Consider the following 21,703-nt stretch of genomic DNA (forward strand, 5'->3'; position numbering starts at 1 on the left):
TCAGCCCCTTCCACCACTTCAGGAGTACGACGTGGCCCGGCGACCACTCCCCCGCATTCTGAGCAGCGGCAGCGCGCAGATCGCCCGCAGTCGAGAGATCGCGCGCACGGCCGCCGACAGCGCCACCGATGTGCTCCATCCGCTGATCACGGTCTCCCGCGGTCTGCGGAAGCTGGCCGCGTCCGCGCGCGCCAAGTGGGCCGCGACCCCCAAGGAGCGGCGTGGTCCCACGCTGTTCCTGGTCGCGGCCTGCGTCCTGGTCGTCGCCCTCCTGCCGTACGGGCCGCTCCTCGCGCTCGTCACGCTGATGGGCGCCGCCGCGTGGAAGGGGCGCGAGCGTCCGGTCGTCAAGACCGGTCCCGACGAGGCGGAGACCGCCCGCCTCAAGGGCCTGTACGAGGCGCTCGTGCCGTACTTCTCCGTCCCCGAGGATCCCTCCCCGCTCTTCTCCCACGGGGGCGACTGGAGCGGACCCTTCGGGGAGTACGCCTTCGACGAGGACGGGCGTCTCACCCGGCTGCGGATCGCGTACCCCCCGTACTTCGCCGACGGCGAGCCGGCCGCGCGCGCCCGCGTCGAGCAGCTGCTGCACGCCAAGTCGGGGCGCGGGCGCGAGTACCGCTTCGACTGGGACGAGGAGGACAACCGGCTCGTCCTGAGCGTGCTGCCCGCGCTGTCCACCGCCGTCGCCGCCCAGCGCTTCGTCACCGTGCCGGGCGAGACCGTCCTCGGCTTCACCGACGCCGACGCCGTGCAGCGGACCGTGCCGGTAATCTCGGCGGACGGCACCGAGGACGCCCCGGCCGTGGTCTGGCGCACCGGTCCCCGCTCCACCGAGCCGCACCTACTGGCCGTGGGCCGGCCGGGCAGCGGCACCACCTCCCTGCTGCGCTCGATCGCGCTCCAGGCGCTCCCCCACGGCGACGTCCTGATCGTCGAGGGCGGCGGCACCGGCGAGTACGCGTGCCTGACCGGCCGGGCCGGGGTCCTCGCCGTCGAGTGCGGACTCTCCGGCGCCCTGACGAGCCTGGAGTGGGCGGCGCACGAGACCGAGCGGCGTCTGATCGCCATGAACCAGGCCCGGCAGGCGGGCCTGCCCGCGCCCGAGGACACCCGGCGCCCGCTGTGGATCCTGCTCGACCGGCCGGGCGTCCTCGGCCACCTGGCCGCCGCCGACGGCCGCCCCGACCCGCAGGAGCTGCTCCGGGTGCCGCTGCGGCACGGGCGGGCGGCTCAGGTGACGGTGGTGGCGGCCGAGCAGTTCGACCACGTGGACATGCTGAGCGAGGCGGTACGGAGCCACACCGGGGCCCGGGTCGTCCTCGGCCCCGCCTCGCCGGGGCAGATCGAGGCCGTCCTCGGCGTCCCGCCGCACACCACGCCGACGCCCGACGTCCCCGCCGGCCGGGGCTACGCGCGCCTGGGCACCGGTCCGGTGCTGCGGCTCCAGGTGCCGGCGACGCCCGACCCGTACGACGACGCGACGAGCGACGCGCACCGCCAGGCGGTCCTGGACCTGCTCCCGGAGCGGAACCCGGCCGTGCCCGCGGCGCCCACGGCCCCGCCCGTACCCGCCACCGCTCCCGCTCCCACGGTGGTGATCGAGAAGATCCCCGTCACCGCCCCCGAACCGGCCCCGGCGGCGGGTCCGGGCCCGCTCCACGCGCCGGTCCCGGCCGAGGGCTGAAACGCCGGACGCGGCGGAGGGGCGGATACGGACCGTGGTGTCCGTATCCGCCCCTCCGCCGTCTCCCGGGCGGCACCGGCACACCCCCGGAGGGACTACGCCACGAACGACCGGGGCGGCTCCGTCCCGCCGCCCGCCCCCGACTCGACCAGGCGGGCCGCGGCGGCGAGCCGGACGGCCGCCTCGTCCGCGACCGGGCCGCCGACCGTGAAGGGCAGCCGGACGAAGCCCTCGAAGGCGCCGTCGACGCCGAAGCGCGGCCCGGACGGCACCCGGACGCCGACCCGCTCCCCCACCTCGGCGAGCCGGGAGCCGGAGAGGCCGCCGGTGCGCACCCAGAGGGTCAGGCCGCCGCGCGGGACCGTGAACTCCCACTCCGGCAGCTCCCTGCGGACCGCCGTCACCAGCGCGTCCCGGTTCTCCCTGGCCTGCTCGCGCCGCAGCCCCACGGCCTCCTCCCAGCCGCCCGTCCTCATCAGCCAGTTCACGCCGAGCTGCTCCAGGACGGGGGTGCCGAGGTCCGCGTAGGCGCGGGCGGCCACCAGGGAGCGGATGACGTCGGGCGCGGCCCGGACCCAGCCGATGCGCATCCCCGCCCAGAAGGCCTTGCTGGCCGAGCCGACCGTCAGGACGGTGGAGCCGGCCGGGTCGAAGGCGCAGACCGGCCGGGGCATCTCCAGGTCGTCGTCGAGGTGCAGCTCGGCCATGGTCTCGTCGACGACGAGCACCGTGCCGGCCGAGCGGGCCGCCTCCACCAGCTGCCGCCGCTGGTCCTCGTCCGCGAGCGCGCCGGTCGGGTTGTGGAAGTCGGCGACGACGTACGCGAGGCGGGGCGCCGCGTCCCGCAGCACCTGGCGCCAGCGGCCCAGGTCCCAGCTGCCGATCCCCTCGGACATGGCGACGGGCACGAGCCGGGCCCCGGCCTCCCGCATCAGCTGGAGGATGTTGGCGTACGAGGGGGACTCGACGGCGATGCGCTCGCCGCGCCCGGCGAAGAGGTGGCAGATCGCGTCCATGGCGCCCATGGCGCCGGTCGTGACCATGATCTGCTCGGGCATGGTGGGGATGCCCCGGGCGGTGTACCGGTCGGCGAGCATCTGCCGCAGCGCGGGAAGGCCGGCCGGGTAGTCCCCGTGGGTGTGGGCGTAGGGCGGCAGCTCCTCCAGGGCGCCCTGGAAGCCCCGGGACAGCCAGGGCTCGGGGGCGGGGAGGGCCGCGCAACCCAGGTCGATCATCGAGCCGAGGGCCTCGGGCGGCAGCGGTTCGAGGCCGCGCGCGGGCAGCGGGTTCCCGGCGGGGACGGCGGTCCAGCTGCCGGCGCCGCGCCGCGACTCCAGGAAGCCCTCGGTGCGCAGCGCCTCGTAGGCGGCGGCCACCGTCGTCCGGCTGACGGCGAGCGCGAGGGCGAGCTCCCGCTCGGCGGGCAGACGGGCGGCGACCGGGACGCGGCCCTCCAGGACGAGCAGCCGGATGCCGTCGGCGAGGGCGCGGTAGGCGGGCGGCTTGCGGGCGCCGGGCCCGGCGGGCCGGGGCTGCTGCGCCTGGAGCTGTCGGGCGAGCTGTGCCGGTCCCACCGCCGAAGTCCACTGAGCCATGGAAATCAGTCCACCTTCCTCGAATTGGCCATGGTTGGCCTTCGATCCCCTGCCACAGAGTGGCACGAGTCAGTCCACTACCACCACCCTGGGGGGCAGCACCTTGTCCATCGCCTCCGGCCTCCGCGGCCGGCACCTCACCCGTCGTCTGGTCCAGCTGTACGTGGGGCTGACGCTGTACGGCGTCAGCTCGGCGCTGCTCGTGCGCGGTTCGCTCGGCCTGGAGCCCTGGGGCGTCCTCCACCAGGGCCTCGCGGAGAAGACCGGGCTGACGATCGGCGTGGTGTCGATCGTGGTGGGGGCGGTGGTGCTGCTGCTGTGGATCCCGATCCGGCAGCGGCCCGGCCTGGGCACGGTGTCCAACGTCTTCGTGATCGGCCTGGCGATGGACGGCACCCTGGCCCTGGTCCCGGAGTCCGACGGCCTGGCCGTGCGGGTGCCGCTGCTGGTCCTGGGGATCGTCCTCAACGGGGTCGCGACCGGTCTGTACATCGCGGCGCGGTTCGGCCCCGGCCCGCGCGACGGCCTGATGACCGGGCTGCACCGGCTCACCGGCCGCTCCATCCGCCTGGTGCGGACGGCCCTCGAAGTGGCCGTGGTGGCGACCGGCTTCCTGCTCGGCGGCTCGGTGGGGATCGGCACGGTGCTCTACGCGCTCTCGATCGGTCCGCTGGCCCAGTTCTTCCTGCGCCGGTTCGCGGTCCCGGAGCGGGAGGGCGGCCTCACGGTGGCCTCCTCCGGCCCTTCCCCGACACAGGACCCCGCCCGGACGCAGGACCCCGCCCCGGCGGAAGGCCCCGCCCCGGCTCAGGACGCCGCCCCGGCGGAAGGCCCCGCCCCGGCTCAGGACGCCGCCCCGGCCGGTGACCCCGCCCCGGCGGAGGTCACCGGCCCCGCGACGGCCGCCCGTCCCCCGGCGGTCGCCCCCGGGACACCGGAACAGGCCATACTGCGGCGGTGACCCGCGTACGCCACCCCTATCTCGACCACCCCTCTCCCCTCCCGTTCGCCCACCGCGGCGGCACGGCGAACGGCCTGGAGAACACCGCGGCCGCCTTCCGCCGGGCCGCCGCGGCGGGCTACCGCTACTTCGAGACCGACGTCCACACGACGTCCGACGGAGCGCTCGTCGCCTTCCACGACGCGACCCTGGACCGGGTGACGGACGCCTCGGGGCGGATCCGCGACCTGCCGTGGGAGGCGGTGCGCGAGGCCCGGGTGGCGGGCCGGGAGCCGCTGCCGCTCTTCGCCGACCTCCTGGAGGAGTTCCCGGAGGCCCGCTGGAACGTGGACCTCAAGACGGAGTCGGCCCTGGTCCCGCTGATCGACCTGATCCGCCGGACGGGCTCCTGGGACCGGGTCTGCGTGAGTTCCTTCACCGAGGCCCGGCTGGCCCGGGCGCAGCGCCTGGCCGGTCCGCGCCTCGCCACCTCGTACGGGGTGCGCGGGGTGGTCGGACTGCGGCTGCGCTCCCTCGGCGTCCCGGCGGCGCTGCGGGCCGGCGCGGTGGCCGCGCAGGTCCCGGAGCGCCAGGGCGGGATCCCGGTGGTCGACCGGCGGTTCGTCCGGGAGGCGCACGCGCGCGGGCTCCAGGTCCACGTGTGGACCGTGAACGATCCGGCCCGCATGACCTCTCTCCTCGACCTGGGGGTCGATGGCATCATGACCGATCACCTGGAGACGCTGCGCTCGGTGCTGACCGAGCGGGGCGCGTGGCACTGAGCGCGCGCCCGGGCGGCCCGGGGACGGACCGCAAGGGGCACGGGCCCACGGGGACGAACGAGGGGGCGCGGCCGTGACCGCTGACACCACCGAGCCGGAGGAGTACGCCTCCGGCCCCGCCGAACGGCGGCGCGAGCAGCGGGGCTGGTACTTCTACGACTTCGCGTGCTCGGTGTACTCGACGAGCGTGCTCACCGTCTTCCTGGGCCCGTACCTGACCTCGGTGGCGCGGGCGGCGGCCGACCCGGAGGGGTTCGTCCACCCGCTGGGCATACCCGTGCGGGCGGGCTCCCTCTTCGCGTACGCCGTGTCGGCCTCCCTCGTGGTCGCGGTGCTCGCGATGCCGCTGGCGGGTGCGGCGGCCGACCGCACGGGCCGGAAGAAGCCGCTGCTCGCGGCGACCGCGTACCTGGGGGCGACGGCCACGGCCGGGATGTTCTTCCTAGACGGCGACCGCTACCTCCTGGGCGCCTTCCTGCTGATCGTGGCGAACGCCTCGCTCTCGGTCTCGATGGCGCTCTACAACGCCTATCTGCCGCAGATCTCGGAGCCGGACGAGCGGGACGCGGTCTCCTCCCGCGGCTGGGCCTTCGGCTACACGTCCGGCGCGCTGGTCCTCGTCCTGAACCTGGTCCTCTACTCGGGCCACGACTCCTTCGGACTCACCGAGGGGGAGGCAGTCCGGATCTGCCTGGCCTCGGCCGGCGTGTGGTGGGGCGCGTTCACCCTGGTGCCGCTGCGGCGGCTGCGCGACCGGCGGATCCCCCGGGAGGGACGGCGGGCCGGGGAGGGCGCGGTCGGCGGCGGCTGGCGCCAGCTGCGGGCGACCCTGAAGGACATGCGCCGGCACCCGCTGACGCTCTCCTTCCTGCTCGCCTACCTGGTCTACAACGACGGCGTGCAGACGGTGATCTCACAGGCCTCGCTGTACGGCTCCGAGGAGCTGGGCCTGGACCAGACGACGCTCATCACGGCGGTCCTGCTCGTCCAGGTGCTCGCGGTGGCGGGGGCCCTCGGCATGGGGCGGCTCGCCCGGTCGTACGGCGCCAAGCGGACGATCCTGGGCTCGCTCGCGGTCTGGACCCTGATCCTGGGGGCGGCCTACGCCCTGCCGGCCGACGCGCCCGTGTTCTTCTACTTCCTGGCGGCCGCGATCGGTCTGGTCCTGGGCGGCAGCCAGGCCCTGTCCCGCTCGCTGTTCTCGCACCTGGTGCCGCGCGGCAAGGAGGCGGAGTACTTCTCGGCGTACGAGATGAGCGACCGGGGGCTCAGCTGGCTGGGTCCGCTCGTGTTCGGTATCGCGTATCAGCTGACCGGAAGCTATCGGGATGCCATCATCTCCCTGTTGATCTTCTTCATCGCCGGCTTCGTCCTGCTCGCCAGGGTGCCGGTGCGGCGCGCGGTCGAGGCCGCGGGAAATCCGGTGCCGGGGCGTATTTAGACGTGGCGGTGAAAGGGCGGTAGTGTACGCGTTTGGCCTGCCAGGCGGACCGTTACTGCGTGCTGCTTTGGTGAAGACACCACGTCACACCTGCCGTCAGATGTGACAAAACGGGCACTGGTGGGTACAACAAGGGGCGGCACGACGGGCGACGCATGTCCCGGCACGGGAATCTTTACCGCCGACCGGACGTTGACCGGATAACGACGACAGCGACATCTGTCCTGTGGGCGACAAGCCCGGGAGGCACGATTCATGAGTGAGCGAGCTCTTCGCGGCACGCGCCTCGTGGTGACGAGCTACGAGACCGACCGCGGCATCGATCTGGCCCCGCGCCAGGCGGTGGAGTACGCATGTGAGAAGGGACATCGCTTCGAGATGCCCTTCTCCGTAGAGGCGGAGATTCCGCCGGAGTGGGAGTGCAAGGTCTGCGGAAGCCAGGCACTCCTGGTGGACGGGGACGGTCCCGAGGAGAAGAAGGGCAAGCCTGCGCGTACGCACTGGGACATGCTCATGGAGCGGCGCACCCGCGAGGAGCTGGAGGAGGTCCTCGCCGAGAGGCTGGCCGTCCTGCGCTCCGGCGCCATGAACATCGCCGTGCATCCGCGCGACAGCCGCAAGTCCGCCTAGCGGACCGCCGGACGATCAACGCCGCGGGGCCCGGTACACGAAGGCGTGTACCGGGCCCCGCGGCGTTTCCGCGTGCGCCGCTCCGGACGGCGCCGGAATCAGGGGGTCAGGGGCGGGCGGGTCCCGTCGGCCCGGTACGGGCTCCGGGGGGCGTCCTCGCGGACGACCTCGCCCTGGACCACCTTCCCGTCCGGGCGGTGGATGCGGGCCTGCTGGAAGGCGTCCTGGAGGCCGCCGGGGGACGCGGTGGCCATCCGGCGCTCGACCGCCCTCTCCGCGCGCCGCCCGAGGAACGAGCGGACCGGGGGGATCAGCAGGAGCAGGCCGGCCGCGTCGGAGACCAGGCCGGGGAGGATCAGGAGCAGGCCGCCCAGCATCAGGAAGCCGTTGCGGTCCTCCGCGCCGGTCCGCTCCGGCGCGACGGGCACCCCGCCGGTCCGCGCGGCCTCCTGGGCCTGCTGGAAGGTCGAGGTGAGGTTCCGGAAGGCGCGCCGGCCCGCCCGCTTGACGACGAAGGTGCCGAGCAGGGCACCGCCGACGAGCAGGGCGAGGACGGTCGGTCCGCCCGCCGCGTCCGCCACCACCGTGAGCAGCCAGATCTCCAGGACCAGCCAGGCGGCGAGGCCGAGCGGAAGGAACGTACGCGCGCGGGAGCGCTTCTTGGGGGCGGGAGAGGGCGGTACGCCGGTCGTCATGGTCCCCAGTGTGCCTGGAGCCCCGCCGGAACGGCGTAAAGGAAAGATCAGCGCGTACGGATCACGCGCCGGCCCGTGGGGTCAGGAGGACTTGCGGCCGAGCCGCTTGCCGACCTTCTCCGCGCGCGCCGTCAGGCCCCAGCCGGTGACCCGCCACAGCGCCTCGACGAGGATGTCGCGGCTCATCTTCGAGTCGCCGACCTCCCGCTCCACGAACGTGATCGGGACCTCGACGACGTGGTAGCCCGCGGCGACCGCGCGGCGGGCCAGGTCGACCTGGAAGCAGTACCCGGCCGAGGCCACGTCCTCCAGGCCCAGGCCTTCCAGGGTCTCCTTGCGGAAGGCCCGGTAGCCGCCGGTGACGTCGCGGATCGGCACGTCGAGCATCACGCGCGAGTAGAGGCTGCCGCCCCGGGAGATGAACTCGCGGGACTTCGGCCAGTTCACGATCCGGCCGCCCGGCACCCAGCGGGAGCCGAGCACCAGGTCCGCGCCCTTGAGGGCGGTGAGCAGCCGCGGGAGCTCCTCGGGCTGGTGGGAGCCGTCGGCGTCCATCTCGACGAGGACTCCGTAGCCGTGCTCGATGCCCCACCGGAAGCCGGCGAGGTAGGCGGCGCCGAGCCCCTCCTTGCCCTTGCGGTGCAGGACGTGCACGTGGTCGTCGTCGGCGGCGATCTCGTCCGCGAACTTGCCCGTGCCGTCGGGGCTGTTGTCGTCGGCGACGAGCACGTGCGCGTCGGGTACGGCTTCCCGCACCCGCGCGACGATCGGCTTGATGTTGTCCGCCTCGTTGTAGGTCGGAATGATCACCAAGGCCTTGCCGAGCGGGCCGTAACGCCTCTGGCCACCGTCGTTCACTGCTGCCCCTTCGGATACAAACACAGGCCCCCACCATAGCGAGGTCCCCGGGATGCTCCGGCGCGGCGGGTCGGGTGGGACGGGTGACGTGCGGCGCGGGGCCCGTCGTCCTTCGGTCCGGCCCGGGATCCGCCGGCTGCGGGTCGATCGGGAGCCGTTGTCTACTGAACGTCCGGGCCCCACCCGGGTCGCACCTTCCGCCGGGCGCTTTCCCTCGCGGCCGAGGCGCGGGCGGCGTTCGGCTGACGCGCGGGGCGCGGTCCGGTCGGACGTCCTGTGGTGGACGCGGAGAACCTACCCGCCCCCGGCGGTCCGCTGTCAATACCCGCCCGACCTGCGGTTTCCTCCCGAAAGGCCAGGTCGGAGGGGAAGATCCGCAGGTCGGGGACGAGCGTCCGAAGGGGTGTTCCGAGGGGGAGGATCCCCTCCGTCACACGTCCGGCCGCACGAACACCGTCCGTCCGTGCACCACCGTGCGCAGGCAGACGGGGAGGTCGGCGCCGGGCGAGAGGTCGGGCAGGCCGGGCGTGCCGGAGCGCGGGTCGGTGGACCAGCGGGCGACCCGGTCGTCGGGCGCCTGGACGACGAGCTCCTCGGTGCGCCAGACCGCGTAGTCGGCGGGGGCGCCGGGGACGAGCGTCCCGGCGTCGTCGCGGCCGACGGCCCGCCAGCCGCCCCGGGTGTGGGCGGTGAAGGCGGCGCGGGCGGAGATCCGGTGCTCCGGGGTGCGGTGGAAGGCGGCGGCCCGGACGGTGCCCCAGGGGTCGAGCGGGGTGACGGGGGCGTCGGAGCCGAAGGCCAGCGGCACGCCGGCGCGCAGCAGGGCCGCGTACGGGTTGAGGGTGCGGGCCCGGTCGGCGCCGAGCCGGTCGGCGTACATGCCCTCCTCGCCGCCCCAGAGCGCGTCGAAGGCGGGCTGGACGGAGGCGGTGAGGCCCAGCTCGGCGAAGGCGGCGATCGTCTCGGGGGTGAGCATCTCGACGTGCTCGACGCGGTGCCGGGCGGCCCGGATCCGGGCGAGGCCGAGCTTCTCGGCGGCGGCCCTGAAGCCCTCGACGACGGCGGTGACGGCGGCGTCCCCGATGGCGTGGAAACCGGCCTGGAGCCCCGCCTCGGTGCAGGCGACGACGTGGAGGGCGACGGTGGTCGCGTCCAGGTGGGCGGCGCCGGTGTGACCGGCGTCGACGTGGTCGGCGTACGGCTCGTGGAGGCAGGCCGTGTGGGAGCCGAGGGAGCCGTCGGCGAAGAGGTCGCCCGCGGCGCCGAGCGCGCCGAGGTCCCGCGCCCGCTCGACGTCGAGGTCGGCCCAGTAGCCGACGACCCGGGGCCCGGCCTCCTCGCGCGCGAGGTCGAGCAGTCCGGTGAAGTCCTCCTCGGAGGAGATCCGGGGGCCGCCGCACTCGTGCAGGGTGCCAATGCCGAGGGAGGCGGCCCGGGCACGGGCGGCGCGCTGCGCCTCGGTGCGCTGGCGCGCGGACACGGCGCCGAAGGCGGCGGCGCGCACGGCGTGGTGGGCGTCGCCGGTGAGCGGCCGCAGTCCGTCGTGGAAGCCGTCCAGGTCCCGGACGCCGGGCACGAGGTCGAGCATGGCGGTGGTGACGACGGCCGAGTGGACGTCGATCCGCGTCAGGTAGAGCGGGCGGCCGCCGGTGAGCCCGTCGAGCTCCTCGCGGGTGAGCGGGCGGCGCTCGGGCCAGCGGGAGGCGTCCCAGCCGTGGCCGAGGAGGACGCGGTCCTCGGGGCGGGCGGCGGCGTGGGCCCGGACCCGCTCCGCCGCCTCGGCGAGCGAGGCGGCGGAGGAGAGGTCGAGGCCCGTGAGGGCGAAGCCGGTGGCGGTGGTGTGCACGTGCGCGTCGACGAACGCCGGGGCGACGAGCGCGCCCTCCAGGTCGACCACCTCGTCCACGCCGGACGCGAAGGCGTCGGCCGCGCCCTCCGATCCCACCCAGGCGACGTGCCCGCGCTCCACCACCATGGCGGTGGCGAAGGGGTCGGCGGGGCTGTGGACTTCTCCACCGCGCAGCAGCACGGTGCGGTGTTCGCCGGGAGACGCGGCAGACGTGGACTCACTCATGCCACCAGGCTAGGACCTGGGGGGACCCGGTTTGTCCGGCAGGTCCCCCGGCGGGCGTCCACGGCTCCCCGGCGGGTCAGATGCGCGGGGGCCGGGCCTCGTACGGGGTGGACAGGACGACCGTCGTGCGGCTGGACACGCCGGCCTGGGAGCGGATGCGGCTGAGCAGGTGCTCCAGCTCCAGCGGGGTGGCGACCCGGACCTTGAGGATGTAGTTCTCGTCGCCCGCGACGCTGTGGCAGGCCTCGATCTCGGGGATGTCGGCGAGCCGGTCGGGGGTGTCGTCGGGGGCACTGGGGTCGAAGGGTTTGACCGAGATGAAGGCGGTGAGCGGCAGGCCCACGGCCTCCGGGTCGACGACGGCGGCGTAGCCGCGGATGACACCGCGCTGCTCCAGACGGCGGACGCGCTGATGCACGGCCGACGTGGACAGGCCGGTGGCCTTGCCCAGGTCGGTGTAGCTCATGCGCCCGTCCTTGACCAGCAACTCCACGATCTGACGATCCAGCTCCTCCATGCGGTGACCCTAGTGCTCCCGAGGGGCCGGAGCACAGCCCGGGGCGGCCCCTATGGGGCGCTATGCGCCGTCACGGGGCACCTGCGACGGGCATGTGACGAACGCCACAGGTTTGCGCCCGGCCCGGGATGCCGCCTCACGATTATGCGGAGTTTCGTATGGGAAGTGGTTGCTGTGGTCGAAGGCCGCACAGATCCGGCCGACCCACCCGAGGGGGAGATTCTCCATGCAGGAGCCTGTTGATTCGGTCGACACGTCCGACGAGCTCGACGCGTACGACACCTTTGAGATGTTCCGGGTCGTCTGCCCGGAGTGCGTGCAGCCCCTCGCGCTGCTCGCGGACGAGGACGTGCTGCCGGAGCACGCGCTCTGCCCCACGCCGTGGAACCCCTTCGTCCTCACGGTGTGCCCGGGCACGGGTCTCGCGGCCTCCGAGGCGCGCCCGGCCGACGACACCCTGGAGGTCCAGGAGCAGGACACCGCGCTGCTCCTGACGCTCCCCCAGGGACTCGACTGGCGCACGCAGCCCTTCTCGCACGTCGGCGGCCCGGGCTCGCGCCCGATCAGGGTGCCGCAGATGCGCCGCGCGGCCTGAGGCCGTACGCCACTGGACGTCTCCCCCGTGCCGCGCCGTGGTGCGGTACGGGGAACCCGGCGGCCGGACCGGCGCGCCGACCCCCGCCGGGTACCGGGCGAACTGCCGCTCGAATCCGCTCGGCGGTGACCCCGGGCCGCCGGAGCGCGTTGGTCCGGGCATGACCACGCTGCACACGACTCCCAGCGGTTACGGTCGGCACCGGCAGGCCGAGCCGCGCATTGAAGAATCGGTTCCTCACCCGGCCGCGGCACCGGCGACCACCGCCGTGTCCGCGCCCCTTCCCGTCCCCGCGCCCCTCCCCGTGCCCGTACCGGCGCAGGCGCAGCCCCAGGCCGAGACGGAGGCGGAGCCCCGGGTCCAGGCACAGGGCCAGGCTCGGCCCGAGGCGCAGGTCCGGTCGCACGTCCTGCCCGAGGCGCGGGAACAGGCCCCGGCGCGTGTCCGGCCGGAGGCGCAGGCACGGCTCCAGGTGCAGTCGCGCGTACGGCCCCAGGCCCCACCACCGGCCCCGGCCCCGCTCTCGGCCCCGGTTCCGGTTCCGGTCTCGCTCCCCGCCCCCGCTCCGGCCCGGGCTCCTGTCAGCCCTCCCCTTCCGGCCAATCCGCCGGTCACGATCAGCACTCCCGTTCCGGTCGCCGCCCCGGTCCCGGTCGGTGCCCAGGCCCCGGTCCCCGTTGCGCTTCCGGCTCCCGCCCCCGTCCCGGCGCACCCGCCCATCTACCAGGACGTGCTCTCCCTCTGGGCGAGTCAGGGCCGCACCCTGCCCGGCCACCGCGACCAGGAGTGGGCCCGGCTCGCCGCGGGGCCCGTCTGGGCGGACCGGACCGTCCGGGTCAGCGGGACTCTGGTCCGACCAGGTGACGGGCGATGACCACCCGCTGGATCTGATTGGTCCCCTCGACGATCTGGAGCATCTTGGCCTCCCGCAGGAAGCGCTCCACCGGGAAGTCCGCCGTGTAGCCGTACCCGCCGAGCACCTGCACCGCGTCCGTCGCGACCCGCATCGCGGCGTCCGTGCAGAAGAGCTTGGCCATCGCCGCGCACCGCCCGAAGGGCCGCCCCTCGTCCCGCAGCCGCGCCGCCTCCAGGTACAGCGCCCGGCCCGCCTCGACCTGGGTCGCCATGTCCGCGAGGAGGAAGCGGAGCCCCTGGAAGTCGGCGATCGGCCGGCCGAACTGGCGCCGCTCGCGCGCGTGTCCGACGGCCGCGTCCAGAGCGGCCTGCGCGAGCCCCACGGCGCAGGCGGCGATGCCGAGCCGCCCCGAGTCCAGGGCGTCGAGCGCGATCGCGAAGCCCTGCCCCTCCCCGCCGAGCCGCCGCGCGTCGGGGACCCGTACGCCGTCGAAGCGCAGTTGCGCGGTGGGCGAGCCGCTCATGCCCATCTTCCGCTCGGGCGGGTCCGCCACCAGGCCCGGCGCGTCCCCGGGGACCAGGAAGGCCGTGATGCCGCGCGCGCCCGGTCCGCCGGTGCGGGCCATGACCGTGCAGAAGTCCGCGATCCCGCCGTGCGTGATCCACGCCTTGGTGCCGTCGATCGTCCACCCGTCGCCCTCGCGGACGGCCCGGGTCCGCAGCGCCGCCGCGTCGGACCCGGCAGAGGGCTCGGAGAGGCAGTAGGCGCCGAGGAGGCCGCCGCCCAGCATCGCGGGCAGGTGCGCGGCCCGCTGCTCCCCGGTGCCGAAGCCGGCGAGCGCGTGGCAGGAGAGGGTGTGGACGCTGACGCCGAGGCCGACGGTGAGCCGGGCCGCGGCGAGCTCCTCCAGGACCTGGAGGTACACCTCGTACGGCTGGCCTCCCCCGCCGTACGCGGGGTCGTAGGGCAGTCCGAGGAGTCCGGAGCGGGAGAGCAGGGCGAACAGCTCGCGGGGGAAGCGCCCGGCGGCCTCCTCGGCCGCGGCGGACGGGAGGATCTCGCGCCGGGCGATGTCGCGCACCAGGGCGAGCAGTTCACGGGCCTCGTCGGTGAGCAGCCGGCGCTCCACGCCGTCCGCGGGGGTGTCGGGCACGGCCGGACGCTCCTCCCTGCCGGGCGCGGGCGGGTCGCGCGCGGGATGCCGGGGTCGCGGGGAGTATGCCCGCCCGGCGGGCCCGGATCACACGGCCGCCGGGGGATCACACCGACGCCGCGGCCCGATCCGGTCCGGAAGGCGCCCCATGAGACCGATCCGGTCCGGAAGACGTCCCATGAGACCGGCCCGGTCCGGAGGGGGCCGTCACATGAGGCCGGCCCGGGTGACGAGCACGGCGAGCAGTACGACCAGGGTCCAGCCGAGGACGTGCTCCAGGAGCTTGGGGCCGTCGTCGTCCCGGGGACCGCCCGTGCGGGCGCGGACGAGGGCGGGGCTGTGGGTGGTGGAGGTCATGGCGACCACCATGCGCCACGGGGGCGGCCCGGGGGTAGAGACGTCCGTCACGTCGCCCCGGGCCGCGCCGCCGCGTCAGAGGACGCCGAGGGCCGCGAGGGCCTTGCGCCGGGCGGGCGAGAGGCGGTCGGGGAAGTAGAGGTAGCAGACCCCTCCTGTGCCGGACGCCACTTTTCCGCTGGCGTTGTACCGCTTGGTGCGGAGCCAGATGTTCTCCCACTCGCGCCGCCGGTAGACCCGGCGGACGGCCTCGTTGTCGGGCGAGGCGGGGTCGTTGGCGACGACGTCGCCGTCCGGGGTGAAGCCGACGACGGTCATCAGATGGCCCGAGGTGCCGTAGCCGGCGCCGGTCAGCTCCTCCTTGAGGAAGGACTGCGACGTGATGACCGGGATGCCGGCCCGGACCAGGTCCTCCAGTTCGGTGAGCGAGCGCAGCCGGGTGACCACGGCGTTCATGCCGGGGTAGGTGGCGGCGTAGGCGGCGTTGAAGGGCCAGTTGCCGCAGCCCTCGTACTGGTGGTCGTAGGTGAAGCGGGCCGCGTGGCAGACCTGGGGGTCGGCGAAGGCCGGATCCACCCAGGCCAGGTCCTCCGCCGTGGGGCGGCGTCCCCAGTACTCGACGACCATCTGGGAGGAGGTCGGGCTGCACCAGGCCTCGCCGCCGTTGTCGTACTCGGGGTACTGCCCGACGTGGGTGTTCTGCGAGTAGCGGGGCACGGCCAGCTCGCGGGCGGGGCCGGGCGCGGAGGCCGGGACGGTGAAGCGGTCCGGGACGTCCGAGGCCATGGCGCCGATCCGCCACACGGTGGGGGTGAGGCCGCTGCCCGGCTTCCGGTACAGGGTCAGGCGCAGCCGGTACGCGCGCAGCCGCAGCCCGCCCGCCGGGTCGTCGATCGCGAAGGTGTCGGTCCAGACGCTGCTCCTGCCGTCGGTCTGGTCGTCGACCGAGGTGCGCCGGATGTCCTCCTCGCCGTCGCCGGAGGCCCAGCGGCCCAGGACGTACCAGGGGGTGGCCGTGGAGTCGGAGTACGTGCCGGAGAGTTCGACCTGGATCCAGGTGCCGGGGGGCGTACGGGCGTTCCAGGAGGCGATGACCTCGGTGGCGGGCACGGTGGAGGTGTGGACGGGCGAGGTCCAGCTCGCGTACTCCCAGGCCGAGGTCCGTCCGGTGTGCGGATCGGTGTGGTCGGCGCGGCCGGCGGGCCGGGCGAGGACCAGGCCCGGACGTTCGCCGGGGACCGCCTTCGTGCCGTCGGCGGTGCCGCACCGCCAGTCCGTGTACGAGGACCAGAAGCGGTTGTCGACGAGGCCGGGCGCGGGGGCGTGGCCCCGGCGGGCGGTGCCGGGACCGGCGGAGGCGACGGCGGGGACGGCGGTGGCGGCCGTTCCCGCGGCGGCCGCGAGCGCCGCGGCGAGGAGGGTTCTGCGCGGGGTGGAGCTGGTCATGGGCGGTGACCCCCAGTCGAGAACGGTGGACGTGCGGACCCGTAGGCGCGTACGGACGGGCCGGGGTGCGGGTACGGGTCCGGGTACGGGTGCGGGTGCGTCGGAGTGCTGGTGCTTCGAGGCGCTGGTGTGCCGGGTGCTGGTACGTCGGCGTGCTGATGCTTCGAGGTTCTGACGTGCCGGGAAGCTGGTGTGCCGGGTGCTGGTGCGTCGGAAAGCTGGTGTTCGGCGGAGGAGTCCGTCGGCGTACGGAGGTGGCGGCACGCGGGCGTGCGGGGCCCCGGGCCGTCGTCCGCGCGCCCCCGGACCACGGGCGCGCGGGCCCACTATCCCGGCTTCCGGCGGGCCTCCGCCAGCACTTCGCCCCGCGTCGCCGCACCAATATTGGTCTCGTCCACTGACGGTGGCACCTCCCTGACCTGGGGAGGTGCCCACTCCCCTACCCTGGGCCCATGGACGACCTCGACCGCGCGGCGCACGCGCTGCTCCGGCTGCCGCCCTCCTGCGGGCCGGTCCGGCTGGTCGCGGTCGACGGCCACGCGGGCTCCGGCAAGTCCACCCTCGCGGCCCGCCTCTCCGCCGCCCTCGGCGACGCCCCCGTCCTCCACCTCGACGACCTCGCCACCCACGAGGAGCTCTTCGCGTGGACCGGCCGGCTGCGGGAGCAGGTCCTGGAGCCCCTCGCGCGGGGCGGGGCCGCGGCCTACCGTCCGTACGACTGGCGGCTGCGGCGCTTCGGGGAGCCGCGCGCGCTGCCCCCGGCGCCGGTGGTCCTCGTCGAGGGCGTCGGCGCGGGCCGGCGGGAGGTGCGGCCCTTCCTGGCGCGCCTGCTGTGGATGGAGCGCGGCGCGGCGGAGTCCTGGGAGCGGGGCCGGCGCCGGGACGGCCCGGAGCAGGCGGCCTTCTGGGACGGCTGGACCGTGGCGGAGACTCGCCATTTCTCCGAGGACCCCTCCCGGCCCTTCGCCGACACCCTGGTACGGGAGTGCCGGGAGGGGTACGAGTGGCTTCCCGGGCCCCGTGTGACAGCGGGCACGGACCAGATCATCACCCACCGTGACGGGTTTCTGTCCGTGAACTGAGGGCCTCCGGCTCCGCTTGCGCAAGTGCCCCAACTCCGCTTGACCCCAGGGGCGTACAGGTCTTACGTTCTGAATGTGCGGCTTTTCGGAGCCGCCGCGGACGCGAAGCCCCCGGTTGTTCCCCCGTGATCGGGGGCTTCGTTCTGCCCCCGGAGCCCCCTCGGACCCCCTTCCGGACCCTTTCCGGGCCCCTTCGCGCTCCCCGGCGCTCACCCAGGGTCACCGCTTCCGGATCATGCGCTTCTCCTTAAGCGCCCACCCCCTGCGCAGGTACGATGCCCGCAGGTGCGGTCAAATCCCGTCCATGCGATGACGGTTGTGGGGGACCCGATGGACATCGGCACACAGGGCTCGCAGCCCCCGGCCGAGCTCGCCTGGCTGCGCGGAGTCGACGCCTACACGATGGGCGCCTATCCGCAGGCGGAGGACGAGTTCCGGGCGGCGGTACGGATCGATCCCGGGATGGCGGACGCCTGGCTCGGGCTGCACGCGCTCCGGGTCGACACCACGACCGCGCTGCTGCGCATGTACCGCCACCGCGAGCGCTTCGGCGAGCAGCGGACCCGCTACCGGCGCACCCTGAACTCCTGGTACTGGCTGGGCTGGTGGGTGCAGCCGGTCCTGGAGAGCCCGCGCGACCTGCTGCTCGCGCACGCCTCCCACTGGCTCGACGGGCGCCACGTGCCCGAGCTCGACCGGGCCCTCGCGGGGCTCCCCCCGGTCGACACCGACCCCCAGGTGCGCTTCCTGCACGCCTGCCGGTCCTATCTCGTCAAGGACTGGGACCAGCTCGTCCGGCTCACCGAGCCCCTGGTCGACGACCCGCTGCTCGGCATCGAGGCCGGGCTCTTCGGCGGCATGGCCCGGGTGCGCCTGGAGATGTACGGCCAGGCCGAACCGCTGCTCTCGGCCTCCCTGATGCGCTGCCGCAGCGAGCAGCCGCAGCGCAAGGAGCTGCGGTACTGGCTCGCCCGCGCCCACGAGGGCACCGGGCGCAGCGCCGCCGCCCTGCCGCTCTACCGGGCCGTGCACCGGATCGACCCGGCGTTCATGGACACGGCGGCGCGGCTGGCGGCGATCACCGCGTACGACGGCTTCGAGGGCTACGACGGCCCGGAGGACCCGGCCGGGCTCGCCGCCGTCGCCCTGGGCACGGTCGGCGGCGGACTCGGCCAGGACGCGGTGGACACCGTGCCGGGCGCCGAACCCGACGGCGGCGGGCTCGGCGACGGGCTGCGGCTCGCGCCCGAGCCGGTGCCGCCGGCCGCGCCCCCGGAGGCCGTACGGCACAAGGCCCGGGTCCCCCGGCAGCCGGAGCCGCCGCGCTTCCCGGCCGGGCCCACCGATCCGGCCCTGCTCGCGGAGGCGCTCGCCGAGCTGGAGGGCATGGTCGGCCTCGAACCGGTGAAGCGGCAGGTCAAGGCGCTCTCGGCGCAGCTGGAGATGGCGCGGCTCCGGGCCGACCAGGGGCTTCCGGTCCAGCCGCCGAAGCGGCACTTCGTCTTCTCCGGGCCCTCGGGCACCGGGAAGACCACGGTCGCCCGAATCCTGGGCCGGGTCTTCTACGCGCTCGGGCTGCTCGGCGGCGACCACCTCGTGGAGGCCCAGCGGGCCGATCTGGTCGGGGAGTTCCTGGGCCAGACGGCGGTCAAGGCGAACGAGCTGATCGACTCGGCGGTCGGCGGGGTGCTCTTCGTGGACGAGGCCTACGCGCTCTCCAACACCGGCTACAGCAAGGGCGACGCGTACGGCGACGAGGCCCTCCAGGTGCTCCTGAAGCGGGCCGAGGACAACCGCGACCACCTGGTGGTGATCCTGGCCGGCTACCCCGAGGGGATGGACCGGCTGCTCTCCACCAACCCCGGGCTCTCCTCCCGGTTCACCACCCGGGTGGACTTCCCCTCGTACCGGCCGCTCGAACTCACCGCCATCGGCGAGGTCCTCGCGGCGGCCAACGGGGACGGCTGGGACGACGAGGCCCGCGACGAGCTGCGCTCGATCAGCGGGCACGTCGTGGAGCAGGGCTGGATCGACGAGCTGGGCAACGGGCGCTTCCTGCGCACCCTGTACGAGAAGTCCTGTGCCTACCGGGACCTGCGGCTCTCCGGCTATCCGGGCAGCCCGACCCGGGAGGACCTCGCCACCCTCCGGCTCGCGGACCTCATGCAGGCGTACGGGGAGGTCCTGTCGGGCCGCGGTCCGGTCGACCGCGGCCCTCAGCAGGAACCGCCGGGGTACTGAACCCGGCGGACTAGCTCCGCGCGGGCGCCGGGGAAGGGGCCCCGACCGGGATCGTGACCGTGGCGGTCCGGGGGCGCACCCGGTGGGCGGGGTCGCGGACCTCGCCCACCAGCATCTCCAGGACGTCCTCCAGGGCGACGAGTCCGAGGACCCGGCCCGAGCCGTCCGCGACCTGCGCCAGATGGGTCGCGGCGCGGCGCATCACGGTGAGGGCGTCGTCGAGCGGCAGCTCCGCCCGGAGCGTCGCCATCGGCCGCCACAGCCGCCGCGGCACCGCCCGCTCCCGCTCCTCCAGGTCGAGGACGTCCTTCACGTGCACGAAGCCCGTGAAGGCGGCGCCCGTCTCGGCGCGGACCGGGAAGCGCGAGTACCCGGTCCGTACGGTCAGCTCCTCGATCTCGCGCGGGGTGACGGACGGCGGGACCGTGACCAGGGAGGCGGAGGTGATGAGGACGTCGGTCACCGGGCGGGAGCCCAGTTCGAGGGCGTCCTCCAGGCGCTCCTGCTCGGCCGGGTCGAGCAGGCCGGCCTGTCCGGCGTCCTCGACGAGACGGCCCAGCTGGGCGCTGGTGAAGACGGCCTCCACCTCGTCCTTCGGCTCGACCTTGAACGCCCGCAGGACCAGCCCGGCGCAGGCGCCGAGCGCGGTCGTCACGGGACGGCAGAGCCGGGCGAAGCCGACGAGGGCCGGGGCCAGCCACAGCGCGGTCCGCTCGGGCGCGGCCATCGCCAGGTTCTTCGGCACCATCTCGCCGATGACGAGGTGGAGGAAGACGACGGCCGCGAGGGCGATGGCGTAACCGAGGGGGTGGATCAGCCCCTCGGGGACCCCGACCGCGTGGAAGACCGGTTCCAGGAGCCGGGCGACGGTCGGCTCGGCGACGGCGCCGAGCGTCAGCGAGCAGACGGTGATGCCGAACTGCGCGGCGGCCATCATCCGCGGCAGGTTCTCCAGGCCGTACAGGACCTGCTTGGCCCGGGCTCCGGCGAGCGGCTCGATCTGGCTGCGCCGGACGGAGACGAGCGCGAACTCGGCCCCGACGAAGAAGCCGTTGGCGAGGACCAGGAGGAGGGCCAGGAGGAGTTGGAGGGTGCTCACCGGGCGCCCTCCGCGACCAGCGGCCCGGCGGCGGACGCCGTGACCGGGACCGCCTCCTGGGGGGAGCCGGGGGCCGGAGCCGGGTCCGGGCCCGGGTTCGCAGCCGGGCCCGGGTTCGCAGCCGGGTCCCGGTCCGGAGCCGTGTCCCTGGTCGGGGCCGTGTCCCTGGTCGGAGCCGTACCCCTGGTCGGAGCCGTATCCCTGGTCGGAGCCGGGTCCGCAGCCGCGGTCCGGTCCGGGGTCGTCCGGACGATCCGGACGCTCTCGGCGCGGTAGCGGTCGACGCGGCGGACCGAGAGCCGCCAGCCGGGCAGCTCGACCCGGTCCCCGGCGGCGGGGATGCGCCCGAGGAGGTCCGCGACGAGCCCGGCGACGGTCTCGTACGGCCCGTCGGGCACGTCGAGGCCCACCCGGCGCAGGGTGTGGACCCGGCAGGAGCCGTCGGCCTCCCAGGCGGGACGTCCGTCCTCGGCGGGGGCGGCGACCAGCTCGGGCCGTCCGTCGGCCGCGGTGTCGTGCTCGTCGCGGACCTCGCCGACGAGCTCCTCGACGATGTCCTCCAGGGTGACGACGCCGGCGGTGCCGCCGTACTCGTCGACGACCACCGCGATCGGCTGCTCCCGGCGCAGCCGCTCCAGGAGGGCCTGGGCGGGCAGCGACTCGGGGACCAGGAGCGGCGGGACCGCGATCCGGCCGACGGGGGTGCGCGGCCGGGCGTGCGGGACGACGGCGAGCGCGTCCTTGAGGTGGACCATGCCGACGATCTCGTCGATCCGGTCGCGGTAGACCGGGAAGCGCGAGAGGCCGGTGGCCCGGGTGAGGTTGAGGACGTCGGCCGCGGTCGCGTCCCACTGGAGGGCGTTGACCTTCACGCGCGGGGTCATGACCTGTTCGGCGGTGAGGCCGCCGAGGGACAGGGTCCGTACGAAGAGGTCGGCGGTGTCCTGTTCGAGGGCGCCGGCCAGGGCCGAGTGCCGGGCCAGGGAGACCAGCTCGCCGGGGGTGCGGACCGAGTCCAGCTCCTCGGTGGGCTCGACGCCCAGGAGCCGGACGAGACGGTTGGCGACCCGGTTGAGCAGGGCGATCACCGGCCGGAAGAGGGCGGAGAAGCGGCGCTGCGGGGTGGCGACGAAGCGGGCCACCTGGAGCGGCCGGGAGACCGCCCAGTTCTTCGGCACCAGCTCGCCGACCACCATCTGGACGGCGGAGGCGAGCAGCATCCCGATCACCACCGACACCCCGGAGACGGCCCCTCCGGGCAGTCCGGTCGCGGTGAGCGGCCCGTGCAGCAGCCCGGCGAGCGCGGGCTCGGCGAGCATGCCGACGACGAGCGAGGTGAGGGTGATGCCGAGCTGGGTGCCGGAGAGCTGGAAGGACAGCTCGCGCAGCGCGGTGACGACGGTGCGGGCGCGCCGGTCGCCGGCGGCCGCGGCCCGCTCGGCCTCGGCGCGCTCGACGGTCACGAGACCGAACTCGGCGGCCACGAAGAAGCCGTTGGCGAGGATCAGGAGGAAGGCCGCGGCGAGCAGCAGAAGGGAGATGATCATGCCGCCGCCTCCTGGGAGGGGGCGGCGCGGGTACTACCGGACGATCCGTCCATTGCTGGAGGGAGTCACTCCTCGGGTCGAAGGGCGGCCTCGCGGGCCGCCGTGACG

17 protein-coding genes and 1 pseudogene are annotated in these 21,703 nt (G+C 74.7%); 8 read left to right on the forward strand and 10 right to left on the reverse strand.

Annotated features, from left to right (window positions below; translation table 11 throughout):
* Positions 1–31: 31 nt before the first annotated feature.
* Positions 32–1,687 (forward strand): hypothetical protein, encoded by a 1,656-nt coding sequence (locus ACIQD7_RS33355; protein WP_402446932.1) that lies wholly within the window; start codon positions 32–34, stop codon positions 1,685–1,687.
* A gap of 95 nt (positions 1,688–1,782) precedes the next feature.
* Here ACIQD7_RS33355 and ACIQD7_RS33360 read toward each other — a convergent pair whose 3' ends face one another.
* The gene (locus tag ACIQD7_RS33360; protein WP_402446935.1) at positions 1,783–3,282 is read right to left on the reverse strand and encodes a PLP-dependent aminotransferase family protein; all 1,500 of its coding nucleotides are present in this window, start codon (positions 3,280–3,282) and stop codon (positions 1,783–1,785) included.
* Between the two features lie 103 nt (positions 3,283–3,385).
* Here ACIQD7_RS33360 and ACIQD7_RS33365 point away from each other — a divergent pair.
* From ACIQD7_RS33365 to ACIQD7_RS33380, 4 genes and pseudogenes are all read left to right on the forward strand, one after another.
* Positions 3,386–4,105: pseudogene (locus ACIQD7_RS33365) on the forward strand (YitT family protein); the annotation flags it as partial.
* Positions 4,106–4,239: 134 nt separating this feature from the next.
* A complete protein-coding gene (locus tag ACIQD7_RS33370; RefSeq protein WP_402446938.1) occupies positions 4,240–5,004 on the forward strand; it encodes a glycerophosphodiester phosphodiesterase in 765 nt (254 codons plus the stop codon).
* A gap of 73 nt (positions 5,005–5,077) precedes the next feature.
* Positions 5,078–6,445: an MFS transporter gene (locus tag ACIQD7_RS33375; RefSeq protein WP_402446940.1), complete on the forward strand. Its 1,368-nt coding sequence runs from the start codon at positions 5,078–5,080 to the stop codon at positions 6,443–6,445.
* 255 nt (positions 6,446–6,700) lie between these two features.
* Positions 6,701–7,075 carry an RNA polymerase-binding protein RbpA gene (locus tag ACIQD7_RS33380; protein ID WP_026278069.1) on the forward strand — a complete coding sequence of 125 codons (375 nt, stop codon included), beginning with the start codon at positions 6,701–6,703 and terminating at the stop codon, positions 7,073–7,075.
* 98 nt (positions 7,076–7,173) lie between these two features.
* Here the strand turns inward: ACIQD7_RS33380 and fxsA are convergent, their stop codons facing one another.
* The 4 genes from fxsA to ACIQD7_RS33400 form a co-directional block, all read right to left on the reverse strand.
* Positions 7,174–7,770 carry an FxsA family membrane protein gene (fxsA, locus tag ACIQD7_RS33385; protein ID WP_402446943.1) on the reverse strand — a complete coding sequence of 199 codons (597 nt, stop codon included), beginning with the start codon at positions 7,768–7,770 and terminating at the stop codon, positions 7,174–7,176.
* An 81-nt stretch (positions 7,771–7,851) separates the two neighbouring features.
* On the reverse strand, positions 7,852–8,628 hold the full coding sequence (locus tag ACIQD7_RS33390) for a polyprenol monophosphomannose synthase (protein WP_161371717.1): 777 nt from the start codon (positions 8,626–8,628) through the stop codon (positions 7,852–7,854).
* Between the two features lie 430 nt (positions 8,629–9,058).
* Positions 9,059–10,702 (reverse strand): amidohydrolase, encoded by a 1,644-nt coding sequence (locus ACIQD7_RS33395; protein ID WP_402446946.1) that lies wholly within the window; start codon positions 10,700–10,702, stop codon positions 9,059–9,061.
* Between the two features lie 76 nt (positions 10,703–10,778).
* Positions 10,779–11,219, reverse strand: coding sequence for an Lrp/AsnC family transcriptional regulator (locus ACIQD7_RS33400; RefSeq protein WP_017242178.1), 441 nt, complete (start codon positions 11,217–11,219; stop codon positions 10,779–10,781).
* Positions 11,220–11,445: 226 nt separating this feature from the next.
* Here ACIQD7_RS33400 and ACIQD7_RS33405 point away from each other — a divergent pair, with 226 nt between their 5' ends.
* A complete protein-coding gene (locus tag ACIQD7_RS33405; RefSeq protein WP_121828827.1) occupies positions 11,446–11,814 on the forward strand; it encodes a hypothetical protein in 369 nt (122 codons plus the stop codon).
* An 836-nt stretch (positions 11,815–12,650) separates the two neighbouring features.
* Here the strand turns inward: ACIQD7_RS33405 and ACIQD7_RS33410 are convergent.
* From ACIQD7_RS33410 to ACIQD7_RS33420, 3 genes are all read right to left on the reverse strand, one after another.
* Entirely contained in the window at positions 12,651–13,823 is a 1,173-nt protein-coding gene (locus ACIQD7_RS33410; protein ID WP_402446949.1) for an acyl-CoA dehydrogenase family protein, read from the reverse strand.
* Positions 13,824–14,030: 207 nt separating this feature from the next.
* Positions 14,031–14,180: an SCO1431 family membrane protein gene (locus ACIQD7_RS33415; protein ID WP_234352161.1), complete on the reverse strand. Its 150-nt coding sequence runs from the start codon at positions 14,178–14,180 to the stop codon at positions 14,031–14,033.
* Positions 14,181–14,255: 75 nt separating this feature from the next.
* Complete coding sequence (locus tag ACIQD7_RS33420; RefSeq protein WP_402446952.1) at positions 14,256–15,626, reverse strand: peptidase C39 family protein; 1,371 nt, start codon at positions 15,624–15,626, stop codon at positions 14,256–14,258.
* Positions 15,627–16,078: 452 nt separating this feature from the next.
* Between ACIQD7_RS33420 and ACIQD7_RS33425 the strand changes: the two genes are divergently transcribed.
* Positions 16,079–16,708, forward strand: coding sequence for a uridine kinase (locus ACIQD7_RS33425; RefSeq protein WP_402446955.1), 630 nt, complete (start codon positions 16,079–16,081; stop codon positions 16,706–16,708).
* A 330-nt stretch (positions 16,709–17,038) separates the two neighbouring features.
* Positions 17,039–18,949 carry an AAA family ATPase gene (locus ACIQD7_RS33430; RefSeq protein ID WP_402447019.1) on the forward strand — a complete coding sequence of 637 codons (1,911 nt, stop codon included), beginning with the start codon at positions 17,039–17,041 and terminating at the stop codon, positions 18,947–18,949.
* Between the two features lie 10 nt (positions 18,950–18,959).
* On the opposite strand, the gene ACIQD7_RS33435 is transcribed toward ACIQD7_RS33430, so the two are convergent.
* Both ACIQD7_RS33435 and ACIQD7_RS33440 read right to left on the reverse strand, forming a co-directional pair.
* Positions 18,960–20,048 (reverse strand): hemolysin family protein, encoded by a 1,089-nt coding sequence (locus ACIQD7_RS33435; protein WP_121828833.1) that lies wholly within the window; start codon positions 20,046–20,048, stop codon positions 18,960–18,962.
* Positions 20,045–21,595, reverse strand: coding sequence for a CNNM domain-containing protein (locus ACIQD7_RS33440; RefSeq protein ID WP_402446958.1), 1,551 nt, complete (start codon positions 21,593–21,595; stop codon positions 20,045–20,047). The genes ACIQD7_RS33435 and ACIQD7_RS33440 overlap by 4 nt, the downstream gene beginning before the upstream one ends.
* Positions 21,596–21,703 lie beyond the last annotated feature (108 nt).

Origin of the sequence: Streptomyces sp. NPDC093071 (assembly GCF_044754545.1) — a bacterium.
Lineage (GTDB): Bacteria > Actinomycetota > Actinomycetes > Streptomycetales > Streptomycetaceae > Streptomyces.